12 protein-coding genes are annotated in these 11,377 nt (G+C 71.9%); 6 read left to right on the forward strand and 6 right to left on the reverse strand.

The window, feature by feature from the left end; genetic code table 11:
- Positions 1-82: 82 nt before the first annotated feature.
- Both ACO1BR_RS34730 and ACO1BR_RS34735 read right to left on the reverse strand, forming a co-directional pair.
- A complete protein-coding gene (locus tag ACO1BR_RS34730) occupies positions 83-1,504 on the reverse strand; it encodes an alpha/beta hydrolase (protein WP_426799089.1) in 1,422 nt (473 codons plus the stop codon).
- A 312-nt stretch (positions 1,505-1,816) separates the two neighbouring features.
- Positions 1,817-2,641 (reverse strand): lipase family protein, encoded by an 825-nt coding sequence (locus ACO1BR_RS34735; protein ID WP_426799090.1) that lies wholly within the window; start codon positions 2,639-2,641, stop codon positions 1,817-1,819.
- A gap of 286 nt (positions 2,642-2,927) precedes the next feature.
- On the opposite strand from ACO1BR_RS34735, the gene ACO1BR_RS34740 reads away from it, so the two are divergent.
- A complete protein-coding gene (locus tag ACO1BR_RS34740; protein ID WP_426799091.1) occupies positions 2,928-3,320 on the forward strand; it encodes a DUF779 domain-containing protein in 393 nt (130 codons plus the stop codon).
- A gap of 196 nt (positions 3,321-3,516) precedes the next feature.
- Here ACO1BR_RS34740 and ACO1BR_RS34745 read toward each other — a convergent pair whose 3' ends face one another.
- The 3 genes from ACO1BR_RS34745 to ACO1BR_RS34755 form a co-directional block, all read right to left on the reverse strand.
- Positions 3,517-4,464 carry a hypothetical protein gene (locus ACO1BR_RS34745; RefSeq protein ID WP_426799103.1) on the reverse strand — a complete coding sequence of 316 codons (948 nt, stop codon included), beginning with the start codon at positions 4,462-4,464 and terminating at the stop codon, positions 3,517-3,519.
- A 184-nt stretch (positions 4,465-4,648) separates the two neighbouring features.
- Positions 4,649-5,167 (reverse strand): lytic polysaccharide monooxygenase auxiliary activity family 9 protein, encoded by a 519-nt coding sequence (locus ACO1BR_RS34750; RefSeq protein WP_426799092.1) that lies wholly within the window; start codon positions 5,165-5,167, stop codon positions 4,649-4,651.
- A 91-nt stretch (positions 5,168-5,258) separates the two neighbouring features.
- The gene (locus ACO1BR_RS34755) at positions 5,259-6,275 is read right to left on the reverse strand and encodes a LacI family DNA-binding transcriptional regulator (protein WP_426799093.1); all 1,017 of its coding nucleotides are present in this window, start codon (positions 6,273-6,275) and stop codon (positions 5,259-5,261) included.
- A 289-nt stretch (positions 6,276-6,564) separates the two neighbouring features.
- Here ACO1BR_RS34755 and ACO1BR_RS34760 point away from each other — a divergent pair, with 289 nt between their 5' ends.
- From ACO1BR_RS34760 to ACO1BR_RS34775, 4 genes are all read left to right on the forward strand, one after another.
- The gene (locus ACO1BR_RS34760; RefSeq protein WP_426799094.1) at positions 6,565-7,515 is read left to right on the forward strand and encodes a nucleoside hydrolase; all 951 of its coding nucleotides are present in this window, start codon (positions 6,565-6,567) and stop codon (positions 7,513-7,515) included.
- Positions 7,512-8,951, forward strand: a complete 1,440-nt coding sequence (locus tag ACO1BR_RS34765; RefSeq protein ID WP_426799095.1) for an MFS transporter — start codon at positions 7,512-7,514, stop codon at positions 8,949-8,951. Before ACO1BR_RS34760 ends, ACO1BR_RS34765 begins: the two co-directional genes overlap by 4 nt.
- 153 nt (positions 8,952-9,104) lie before the next feature.
- A complete protein-coding gene (locus ACO1BR_RS34770) occupies positions 9,105-9,521 on the forward strand; it encodes a DUF2795 domain-containing protein (protein WP_159506908.1) in 417 nt (138 codons plus the stop codon).
- Positions 9,522-9,630: 109 nt separating this feature from the next.
- On the forward strand, positions 9,631-10,110 hold the full coding sequence (locus ACO1BR_RS34775; protein WP_426799096.1) for a DUF5709 domain-containing protein: 480 nt from the start codon (positions 9,631-9,633) through the stop codon (positions 10,108-10,110).
- A 21-nt stretch (positions 10,111-10,131) separates the two neighbouring features.
- Here ACO1BR_RS34775 and ACO1BR_RS34780 read toward each other — a convergent pair whose 3' ends face one another.
- Positions 10,132-10,458, reverse strand: a complete 327-nt coding sequence (locus ACO1BR_RS34780) for a plasmid stabilization protein (protein WP_426799097.1) — start codon at positions 10,456-10,458, stop codon at positions 10,132-10,134.
- A gap of 236 nt (positions 10,459-10,694) precedes the next feature.
- Here ACO1BR_RS34780 and ACO1BR_RS34785 point away from each other — a divergent pair, with 236 nt between their 5' ends.
- Positions 10,695-11,348, forward strand: a complete 654-nt coding sequence (locus ACO1BR_RS34785; protein ID WP_426799098.1) for a class I SAM-dependent methyltransferase — start codon at positions 10,695-10,697, stop codon at positions 11,346-11,348.
- The last annotated feature ends 29 nt before the right edge of the window (positions 11,349-11,377 follow it).

An 11,377-nucleotide genomic window follows, 5' to 3' on the forward strand; every position in this document is an offset into this window, starting at 1 on the left:
AAGCCCCCCCCCCTCTGGGGGGGAATTGGTTGGGTGTGTTTCTTTGCTCGGTGCCGTACGGGGGTTCCGGATCGGCCGGGGCCTACGCGCCGGCCGATCCGGTCGGTGTGTGGACGCGCTCGGCCAGCCAGGGAAGCGCGGCGGAGAAGGCGCCGGACGCCAACTGCCAGGTGTGGCCGCCGGGTTGGTAGTGCAGGGTGCAGGAGATTCCCTTCTTGCCGGCGGCGGCGCAGAGCTTCTGCGCGTCGGCCGTCTGGCCGCCCATCCCGTCGCCGGGGATGTCCCGGCCGCCGAAGCCCATGGGGCCCGGCCGGCTCATGGTGCCGCCGTGCCGGTGCTGCCCGCCGTGTCCGCCCTGCCAACCGCCCTTTCCGCCATGGCCGTTGTTCGGTCCGCCGCGCCGTCCCGGTCCACCGGGCCGGTCGCCGGAGCTGCTGTTGTCGAACCAGCCCGCGGTGTCGGTGTAGGGGGCGTGCGCCGCCATCACGGTCAGCGGGTCGAACTTCGCCCACGCCGCCGCGCTGCCCCCGTAGAGGTCCTTGATGGTCAGCTGCTTGGTGCCGACGATCGGGCCCTCGTCCCCCGCGATGTCCTCGAAGCTGCCGAACAACTCCGGGTGCATGACGGCGAGATCGACCGCGCAGGTACCGCCCATGGAGAAGCCGACGACCCCCCAGTCGGCCGGGGCGGAGGAGGCGCCGAAGTGGGAGACGACATAGGACCGGACGTCCTTGGTGAGGTGGTCGGCGGCGTTGCCGCGCGGACCGTTGACGCACTCGGTGTCGTTGTTGAAACTGCCCCCCGAGTCCGCGAACACCAGGATCGGGGCCTGTCCGTGGTGGGCCTTGGCGTAGGCGTCGATGGTCGAGATCGCACCACCGGTACGGATCCAGTCGGCGGGCGTGTTGAACTCGCCCCCGATCATTATCAGCGCGGGCAGCTGCGGATGGTGGGCCCCGCTGAACCAGGCGGGCGGCAGGTACACATACTCCTCGCGGTGCGTGAAGTGGCTCGCCGTGTCAGGGGTGTTGACCGCCACCACGCGACCGGTGGTCATCGTGCTGCCCTTGCCCTGCAACGCGCTCAGCTGCGCGGCGTCGACCTGGTCGGGCAGCGGACCGGCGCTGATCTGCGCCCATGCCTCCTGCACGGTCGGGAAGTAGCCCACCCACTGGTTCAGCACCAGCCCCGTGCACAGCAGGCCCAGCGGGATCACCGGCACCGACAGCGCTCGCCGCCACCAGCGTGCGCCCCGCCAGCCCAGTACGGCGACGGCCAGCGCCGCCGCGGTGACCCCGATCCACACCCACAGCGACACCGGCGCCGGGTCGGTGGCGAGCGCGTTGGCGTCCACGTACCACTTCGCCAGCAGCGCGACGAGCAGGCCGACACCGGCCGCGACGGGCAGCCACAGCAGTCTCCAGCGCGGGGTGCGCCAGCCGATGACCACAACGAGCAGCACTCCGGCGACGATCTGGATCGTCAGCGGCAGCCAGCCGTCCAAGAGCGATACGCCGGCATGCCAGGACGGCGCGGGCGCGTTTCCGTGCGAGGGAGCAGAAAGATACACAAGCAGCCAGCTTGCCGGTGATCGACAAGGGCCCACCATATTCACCGAATGAGGAACTGGTGAGAATTCCCTTAAGGAGCGCCGCAGCAGGCCGCGGGCGGGCAGGTCAGGAGGGTGCGGAGGCCGGATCGATCATGCGGCCGGGCCACCGCTCCCACCACCCCCGAGCCGGGCCGCGTCCCCCTCGCGGCCCGGACGCCGGATGCGTCGGGGGACGTTCCGGCACCGCCGGCAACTGACGCTACATCAGGACAGGTTGTTCTCGATGGCCGCGATGTAGCGCTTGATCGAGTGGTCCCGGACGCCGGCGGTGGCGGGGGCGAAGGCGTCGGCGGTCAGGCCCTTGGCGCGGTCCGCCAGGTTGCCCAGCAGGCCCATCGAGTCGTGGAGCCTGCCGTCCGAGTCGATGTACCGCAGCGCCTCGACATGCGTGTAGACGGGCTCCGGCGGGAGCTGCGGCACGATGTCGTTGTTGTTGACGAAGCGGTACATGCGGTTCTTGAAGCCCTTGTTGTACGCCGCCGCCAGGACGCGGTCGCAGGTGCGCGGCTGCCCGTAGGTGTAGACGCCGTCCGCCTGGAGCCGCGGCTCCTCCAGATACATCCGTGCCCCGGCGAGCATGGCGAGCGCACCGCCGAGGCTGTGGCCGGTGAACCACACCGTCTGGTTGTCGGTGCGCAGATCGGCCAGGGTGTCCTTGACCTCCGGGAAGATCGACTGGAGCGCCTCGGCGAAGCCGTAGTGCACATATCCCGTGGTGGCCGGGCCGGGCCACGGGGTGGTGCCGGCGTCCGAGAGCCAGTCGCGGATCTCCGCCGGTTCCGTGCCGCGGAACGCGGTGATGATCATGTGGTCGCTGGCGGCGGTGTACGCCTGGGTGTCCTCTAGCGGAAACGGCGGGGTGAACCGCGTCTGGTGGTGGCGCACCTCGTCGAAGCCCCAGTTTCGTGCCTGGGATTCGATGGTGGCTTCGTCCTTGTAGGCCAAGTCGGACGCCTGGGCCAGCCAGTAGGCTAGGGGGAGGCTGTACCCGGTGGTCGCGTGGTGGTCGATCGCGGACGGCGCGGACATGGGGGCTCCTTTCGCTGCTCTGCTGCGGCGCACCGGCGGTTCGTCCCGGTGCGAGAAGGCTCCCTTCGTAGCGGCGGACGAACGGCCGGGGGCCGGCGCCACGCCCGTCGTCCCCCGAATGGCACGGGTGCGGGCGTGCAACCACCGTGCAACGTCGCAACGGGTTGACTGGGGCCCACCGCCTGCCGTCACGGCGGCCCCGGGGACCCGTCGGCGCCTCCGGAAACGGCCTCCGTGACGGCATCGGCGGTCCCAGACGACGGATCCGGCGACGAGAGGAACGACCATGGACCGGCAACCCGCGCGGATCGGGCTCACCGCCGCCGCCTCGGAACTGCTGCGGTCGCTGCGCGAGCGGCACGGACCGCTGATGTTCCACCAGTCCGGCGGCTGCTGCGACGGGAGTGCGCCGATGTGCTATCCGGCCGGGGAGTTCCGTACCGGAGCGGCGGACGTGCTGCTGGCCCGGCTGGCGGTGGCGGGGGTTCCGGAGCCGGTGGGCTTTTGGATGTCGGCCGACCAGTTCGCCCGCTGGCGGCATACGCATCTGACGGTGGACGTCGTACCGGGGCGGGGCAGCGGCTTCTCGCTGGAGGCGCCCGAGGGCGTCCGCTTCCTGATCCGCTCGCGGCTCCTCACCGACGAGGAGCGGGCGCTGCTCGACGACCGCGAGGGGTGAGCGCCGCGCAGAGGACTGGGCCGCGCAGAGCACTGGTGAGGCCCCGCGCACGGGGGAGGGCGCGGGGCCTCACCCTCAGGAACGGGTGCGCAGGTGCCCGGGTTCCCCGCCCCATGAAGATTCTGCGGAATTTTTTTCCGGGGCTGCGGATCGCGCCCCGTACGGCGCGCGCCGGGGCCGCCGGCGCGGCCGGGGTTCACGCCTCGTCCTGCACCAGCCGCTCCAGCATGTCCTGGAATTCGGTGTCGACCACCACACGCAGGCCGTCGCCGTCCGGCTCGCTCAGCGGTGTCATCACCCCGCGGCGCCACCAGAACACCCTGGGGCTGATCGCGCCCGCCGCGTCCTCGTGGCCGGCGGCGGCGAACTGCGCCATCGCCTGGAGGGCCGGGATGACCTGGGCGTCGTGGATGCGGTGGAAGGCCAGCTGGTGGCGGAACGGCATGGCGACCAGCGCACCGTCGGAGGTGAGTCCGGTGCCCATGACGCGCCGGACCAGGTCGTCCAGCACAAGCACCCTGCTGGCAGTGAAGAAGGAGTCGCCGAGCAGCACCTCGAACGCCGAGCCGTCACCGCGCCGCACCGTCTCGTGGCCCTCGACCGGCAGGGCTCGCAGATTGTTCATCGCGCGGATCCGCAGCTCGGCCACGTCCCCCAGGTCGGTCAGCGAGTCCTCGCTCAGCATCTGCACCGCCTCGGGCAGGTCCAGGGCGAGCACTTCCCGCAGGCCCGGCGCGGGCTCGCGCCCGTAGCGGAAGGAGTCGGAGGCGGGCAGCGTCTCCTGGGCGACGACGCGGGGGTAGAGGCAGGCCCGGATCTCGTCCTCGGAGAGGATCTCCAGCGGCTGGGGGCCGTCCATCGTGCGCAGCACCTTGCCGACGTGGTCGCGGATCAGCGCGGGCCAGCTGCGCTCGCCGCGGCGGTCGCGGTGGCAGACGGCGGCGAGGTTGCCCAGGCCGAACTGGCGGCCCGCGGAGTCGGTGACCACCGCGGCATAGGCGGTGACCTCCAGGCCGTGCTCGGCGAACGCCTGGCGGACCTGTGATCTGAAGGCGCGGCCTTCCCGCTCCGAGAAGAAGCCGAACTCCTCATCGCGTGCGAGGTCGCGGGAATCCCGCTTCGGTCCTCGGCGGAACAGACCCATCTCTTCCTCCTGGCAGCGGCCACGAGCGTCGGCCATGAATGGGCCGATCGTAACGGTTGCCCACGACACCGGCGCCGCCCTGCTGCCGGGGGCGGCGCAGGGCGACGCGGCGGGAGGAGGGAGGGGAGAGAGGGGTAGGGAGAGCGGGAGAGAAGGGAGAGCGGTGGGCGGAGGGGGACGGGCCCTAGCCGCCGATGCTCACGTCGATGCAGGCGTAGAAGGCGTTCGCGGTGTCGGCGATGTTCCAGACCGCGAGGATCTTCTGTCTGCCCGTGACGCCGTCGAAGTTGACGGTGTGTGAGATCTCCTCCGGGGGCTGGGCGCCCCCGCCGTCGAACTCGGCGACCTTCCGGCCGTTGGCGAAGTACTGCCAGTTGCTGGTGGCGTGGCGTGCCGTGAAGTGCCAGGTGAAGGTCTGGGTGCTGCCGATCGGGGTGACCTGCCAGGGCTTGGAGTCGTCGTCGAGGTCGGCGAACTGGCTGTTGCCGCCGCTGCAACTGGTCAGCCCTTTGGGCCCTTCGACGCTCTGCGGCTCCCACTTGATGGGTCCGCACTCGACGGTGCCGGCGGCGCACTGGGCCTGCCGGCTGGGCGGCGAGGAGACATAGCCGTGGGCGCTGGCCTGGCCGGCCGGCATCGTGACGACGAGGAGGGGGGCAAGTGCGCTGCCTATGGCGAGGGCCAGCCTTCTCTTCTTGTCCATGTCAACCCTTTCGCGTAGGGGGGTGGTTGACGCGAGGGTGTGCCAATTGGTCTAGACTTTACTCACTGACCGCGTACGGTCAAGAGGTCGCTCACGAAGGCCGTCCGCTCGATGCCCGGACGGCCAGTTCCGGGGCGAGGCGGACCGCGCGGACCGGCTGCCGGGGACCGGGAACGGTCGCCCCGGCCGGGCGGCGGACGAGCAACCGGGCCGCCTCCGCGGCGAGTTCGGCGAGCGGCTGGCGGACGGTGGTCAGCGCCGGGTCGGCGAGGCCGGCGAGCGGGATGTCGTCGAAGCCGGTGACGGCGACCTCGCCCGGAACGTCGACGCCGAGTTGGCGCAGCCGTTGCAGGGCACCGGCCGCGATCAGGTCGTTGGCGCAGACGACGGCGTCCGGGCGGGACGGCCAGATCCGGTCGACGGCGGCCCGGCCCCACGCCGCGGAGAAGTCGCCGAGCAGGGTGCGTTCAGGCGCGGCCGGGTCCAGCGCGGCGGCCCCCGCCTCGTAGGCCGCCCGGCGTTCCACCGCCGCGGACGCGGTGCCGGCGGCACCGACGAAGCACGGGCGGCGGCGTCCGGTGGCGGCGAGATGGTCCAGCACCAGGGCCATACCGGCCGCGTTGTCGACCGCGACCCAGTCGGCGACGCCGGGCCCGCAGCCGCGGTCCAGCAGCACCACCGGCACCTGGGCCGCGGCGCCCAGCACCGCCTCCCGGCTGCGCCGCTCGTCGGCCGGTATCAGCAGCAGGGCGTCGACCCGGCGGTCGAGGAGTTCGCCGATCCGGGCGGCCTCGGTCTCCGGGTCGTCGTCGCAGTCGGCGAGCAGCACGGCCCGCCCCTCGGCGTGCAGTGCGTGCTCCAACTCCCGTACGAGGGACGGGAAGAACGGGTTGGTGATCTGCGGCAGGACGAGTCCGACGATGCCGGTGGAGCGGCTGCGCAGCGCGCGGGCGACGTGGTTGGGCCGGTAGCCCAGACGCTCGGCGGCCCGCCGTACGGTGCGCGCGGTCTCCGCACCGACCGGGCGGTTGCCCGCCAGGACGCGGGAGACGGTGGCGACCGAACAGCCCGCGGCGCGTGCGACGTCTCGCAGGGTCACATCGGCCACGGCGCTGCGCCTTCCACTACGGGGCCGGTGCCGCACGGGCGGCAGCGTCCCGGATTCGGCGGCAAACGTTTTCACCGCGTGCGCTCATCCGTATCAGCTGTGTGCCTCCGCATACCAGGGGGTGCGCAGGTCAGCTCCCTCACACTTCATTGACACTTCATTGACATCTCCGCGCGTGATGAGCGAAATTTCCGGAGAACGTTTTCCCGAGGTAGCAGCCTGCTGCGGCGCGCCCAGAGATCGAGTTCACCCGCACCACCCCGTTCCGCAGAGCAAAGGGGCTCGCCCGTTGGCCAGAAAGATCATCCTCGACTGCGACCCGGGGCATGACGACGCGATCGCCATGCTCCTGGCGCACGGCAATCCCGACATCGAACTGGTCGCGGTGACCACCGTGGTCGGGAACCAGACGCTGGAGAAGGTGACCCGCAACGCGCTGTCGGTGGCGGCCGTCGCCGGAATCACCGGGGTGCCGTTCGCCGCGGGCAACCCGCGGCCGCTGGTCCGGTCCATCGAGACCGCCCCGGACATCCATGGCGAGACCGGCCTGGACGGGCCCGAACTGCCCGAGCCCGCCTTCGAGCTGGACCGCCGGCACGCGGTCGACCTGATCATCGACACCGTGATGTCCCACGAGCCGGGCGAGATCACCATCGTTCCGACGGCCGGGCTGACCAACATCGCGATGGCCGTGCGCAAGGAGCCGCGGATCGCCGAGCGGGTGCGCGAGGTCGTCCTGATGGGCGGCGGCTACCACGAGGGCAACTGGAGCGCGGTCGCCGAGTTCAACATCATCATCGACCCCGAGGCCGCGCACATCGTCTTCAACGAGAAGTGGCCGGTCACCATGGTCGGCCTGGACCTCACCCACCAGGCGCTGGCCACCCCCGAGGTCGAGGCGAAGATCGCCGCGGTCGGCACCGCGCCGGCTCGCTTCGTGCTGGAGCTGCTGGACTTCTTCCGCGCGGCGTACCGGGAGAACCAGGGCTTCGAGTTCCCGCCGGTGCACGACCCGTGCGCGGTGGCGTACGTCATCGACCCGGACGTGATGACCGTCCGCAAGGCACCGGTCGACATCGAGCTGCGCGGTGCGCTGACGCTGGGCATGACCGTGACGGACTTCCGTGCGCCGGCGCCCGCCGACTGCCACACGCAGGTCGCGGTCACGCTCGACCACGAGCGGTTCTGGAACCTCGTGGTGGACGCCCTGGAGCGGATCGGCGAGGGCCGGGCAGCATGAACATCTCCACCACACCGCGCCCCGCCGAGACGGCGGGCGGCGGATCCGGCGTGCGCATCGGCGTGCTGGTCGCCGCACTGCTCACGGCCTGCTTCGCCTTCCAGCTGAACGCCAGCATGCTCAGCCCGGCGCTGAAGAACATCGAGGACTCCCTCGGTGCCAGCTCCGCCGAGGTCGGGCTGACCCAGACCGCGTTCTTCACGTCGGCGGCGCTGTTCTCGCTGTTCCTGCCGCGGCTGGGCGACGTCCTCGGCCGGCGCCGGGTACTGGCCGGGATGCTGGGCCTGATGGTCGTCGGCTGTGTCGTCGCCGCGCTCGCGACGAGCATCCCGATGCTGTTCGCCGGCCGGATCATCCAGGGCGTCAGCGGTCCGGTCGTTCCGCTGTGCCTGATCATGCTGCGGGTCGAGGTCACGGAGCCCAAGCGGTACGGCACGCTGCTCGGCGTGATCACCGCGGTCAACGGCGGGATCGCCGGTGTCGACTCCCTGGCCGGCGGCTACCTCGCCGACCAGCACGGCTTCCAGTCGGTGTTCTGGGCGATGGCGGTCGTCGCGGCGCTGGCCACGGCCCTGGTCGCCACCCTGACCCCGGAGTCCAAGGCGCCCACCGCGTCCCGCATGGACTGGCCCGGCGTGGCGCTGCTGGTCGTCTCGGTCGGCGCGCTGCTGATCGCGCTGAACGAGGCGGGCAAGCTGGCCGCCGCCGACTGGCCGCTGGTCGGCGTCCTGGTCGTGCTGGCCGCGGCCGCCTTCGCGCTGTTCTGGCGGACCGAGAACCGCAGCGGGCACCCGCTGGTCGCCACCCACCACCTCAAGCAGCGCGGCACCTGGGCCACCCTGCTGACCACCGTGCTCACCATGACCGGTGTGTTCGCGGTGATGAACGGCCTGATCCCGGCGTTCGCCCAGGACGCCCAGGCCGGGCTCGGGATGTCCGCCGAGCAGTCCGCGTGGTGGACGCTGTCCCCGTACGCGCTCGCCGGGCTGGCCATGGGCCCGCTGGCCGGCCGGCTCGCCGCCACGTTCGGCTACGGCCGGATCCTGCGGCTCGGCCTCATCGGGTCCGCGGGGTCGGTCGTGCTGATGCTGCTGACCATGCACAGCCAGTCCCATGTCCTGCTGCTGGTCACCTCGGTCCTCGTCGGCATCACCTACGCGGGCGTGGCGAACATCGTGCTCAACGGGCTGGGCATCGTCCTCTCCCCCAGCGAGAACCCGGGCTTCCTGCCGGGGCTGAACGCGGGCGCGTTCAACCTGGGCGCGGGCCTGAGCTTCGCGGTCCTGTACGCGGTGAAGACCGCGGTCGCCCCCGCCGACCCGGCCTCGGCCGGCGGCTACACCGCGGGCATGATCGCCGGTGTGGTCATCCTGGCGCTGGCCCTCGCGACCTCGTTCCTGATCCCGAAGCCGGTGGCCGCCGAAGCCGGGAGCTGACGCCGACACCCGCGGGCACCGCCCGCCGACCCGGACACCGCGGTCGGCGGGCGCTCGCGTGTCCGGCGCCGGTACGCCGCGGCCCCTCCGGTTCTCCGTGTTGTCACCGCGGGGGGAACAGGGAGACTGGAATCGGAGGCAACGGAGGCAGCGATGGTCATGGAACACGGTATGGACAAGACCGGTCCCGCCCGGGACGACATGATGAAGAAGCAGCTGCGCGGCCAGATGACGGTGGACCGCTCACTGCGTGCGGACGAGAACCGGGAGCTGGAGCCGGCGGGCGAGGACCAGCCGGTGGCCGCGCCCTCGCCGGAGAGCGTCTTCCGGGGCGGCACCCCGCACGGCATGACCGAACAGGACGTCGGTCTGCGCTCCGAACTCGCGCAGTACCTCGGCCGCAGCCTCTACCCGGCCGAGCGGAACGACGTCATCCGGACCCTGCGGCGCAACCACGCTCCCGACCGCCTGGTCACGATGGCCGAGCAGCTGCCCGCGCACCACCGCTACGGCAACGTCCAGGGCATCGCCGAGTCCCTGGGGCTGGGGACGGAGGACCGGCGCTCCTGAGGCCGGAGCGCGTCCGGTGACGGACAATTACCACGAGGCACCAACCCGGACGAGGCACACCCGGTGCGACGACGCACCGGACGCGGAGACGCGGAGGAGGAGGGCGGCAATGTCCGACGACGCCATGGGCGACGAGGTCTATCAGCCGCCCAGATCCGACCCCCAGGACAACCCCAACGACCTCGACATGGAGGACGCCCTGGACGAGCCGGGGCTGGACGAGGCGCTGGACACCGGCTATTCGCCGCCCGAGCGCCCGTTCGTGGTGAACCACGAGGGCACCACGGCACAGGAGCAGCACGACCGGGAGACCCTCGCCCACCGGCTGTCCGTGGAACTCCCGGACGTCTGCGCACCGGAGGGCGACGGCATCGGCGACCTGCCGGACGGGACGGGTGAACCGTACGACGACCAGGTGGGCGCCGAGCGCGCCGGCCGGATCGTCAGCTACGACGACGGCTTCTGGCGCGGCAGCAGCAACGACGTCGTCGCCCGCGACGTCGGGATCGACGGCGGCGCCGCGTCCGCCGAGGAGGCGGCGGTGCACATCGCCCACGACGTCGGCGGTGTGGTCGAGGGCGAGATCTGACCGGCGCCGCCCGGCCCCGGGTCAGCGGCCCAGGGCGTTGCGGAGCTGCTCCTTCGTCATCGACGAACGACCCTCGATGTGCTGGCGCCGGGCCTCTTCGTAGAGCTGGTCCCGGGTCGGGCTCTGCGCCCGCTTGTCGGAGCGCTCGCCGCCGCGCTGCGAGGCGGACTTGGGGTCGCGGGTGGAGACCTTCCCGGGCCTGTGGGCCTCGCCGGCGCGGGCGCGTTCCTTGTTCACCGTCCGGGCGGCGACCTCCTCGGCGCGCCGTTCCGGAACACCCCGCTCCTTGGCGCTCTCCTTGATGTGCTCGTACTGGCGCTCCCGCTTGCCGCTGGAACCTGCCGGCATGACGCTCTCCTCTCTGGACTCTCCGGTGGACGGCGAGTGCCGTGGTCCGCACACCGCCCGCGGTTACCACTTCACGCCGAATCGCGGCGGTGCGCGAGGCGGGTTGATCCGGAAGGCGCGGGCGGGGCGGGGAGTCGGGACGGGGCTCCCGTTGCTGTTTCGGCAACGAACTTTGCGCTGCGCGAGGTCCGCGCCGGACCCTCTCCCGTACACCGACGGAGAAGGGGAGCACATCCATGGCTCACGGCAACGGCACGAGTGGCGGCACCGCCATCCCGGACCACGAGTTCTGGGACACGTTCTACACCGAGCGCGACCAGGTCTGGAGCGGGAACCCCAACGTCGTGCTGGTCCGCGAGACCCGCGGTCTGACGCCGGGGACGGCCCTGGACCTGGGTTGCGGAGAGGGCGCGGACGCGGTCTGGCTGGCCGGGCAGGGATGGCGGGTCACCGCCGCCGACGTCTCGCGGGTGGCGCTGGGGCGGGCGGCGGAGCACGCCGCGGCGGCCGGGGTCGCGGACCGGGTCGACTGGCAGTGGCACGACCTGGCGGAGTCGTTCCCCGAGGGCGGCTTCGATCTGGTCTCGGTGCAGTTCCTGCACCACCCGGGCGAGATCTTCCGCGAGCGGATCCTGCGGCGGGCGTCCGGTGCGGTGGCGCCGGGCGGGGTGCTCCTGATCGTCGGGCACGCCGGATTCCCCGCCTGGGAGGAGCACGACCACGAGGAGGCGCACTTCCCCACCCCCGACGAGGTCCTGGCGGCCCTCGCGCTCCCGGAGGACGAGTGGGAGGTGCAGCTCAGCGAGGAGCACGAGCGGATCCAGAACGCTCCCGACGGGCGGCCGACCACCCGCACGGACAATGCCCTGAAGGTGCGGCGCCGGGGCTGACCGGCGGCCGGGGGGGGGGGGGGGGGGGG

Source organism: Streptomyces sp. YGL11-2, from assembly GCF_050054615.1.
Lineage (GTDB): Bacteria > Actinomycetota > Actinomycetes > Streptomycetales > Streptomycetaceae > Streptomyces.

Coding starts and splice junctions, on each gene's coding strand:
- ACO1BR_RS34735 (WP_426799090.1), bottom strand. CDS start 2,641: ATGTCCGCGCCGTCCGCGATCGACCACCACGCGACCACCGGGTACAGC.
- ACO1BR_RS34740 (WP_426799091.1), top strand. CDS start 2,928: ATGGACCGGCAACCCGCGCGGATCGGGCTCACCGCCGCCGCCTCGGAA.
- ACO1BR_RS34745 (WP_426799103.1), bottom strand. CDS start 4,464: ATGGGTCTGTTCCGCCGAGGACCGAAGCGGGATTCCCGCGACCTCGCA.
- ACO1BR_RS34750 (WP_426799092.1), bottom strand. CDS start 5,167: ATGGACAAGAAGAGAAGGCTGGCCCTCGCCATAGGCAGCGCACTTGCC.
- ACO1BR_RS34765 (WP_426799095.1), top strand. CDS start 7,512: ATGAACATCTCCACCACACCGCGCCCCGCCGAGACGGCGGGCGGCGGA.
- ACO1BR_RS34770 (WP_159506908.1), top strand. CDS start 9,105: ATGGTCATGGAACACGGTATGGACAAGACCGGTCCCGCCCGGGACGAC.
- ACO1BR_RS34775 (WP_426799096.1), top strand. CDS start 9,631: ATGTCCGACGACGCCATGGGCGACGAGGTCTATCAGCCGCCCAGATCC.
- ACO1BR_RS34780 (WP_426799097.1), bottom strand. CDS start 10,458: ATGCCGGCAGGTTCCAGCGGCAAGCGGGAGCGCCAGTACGAGCACATC.
- ACO1BR_RS34785 (WP_426799098.1), top strand. CDS start 10,695: ATGGCTCACGGCAACGGCACGAGTGGCGGCACCGCCATCCCGGACCAC.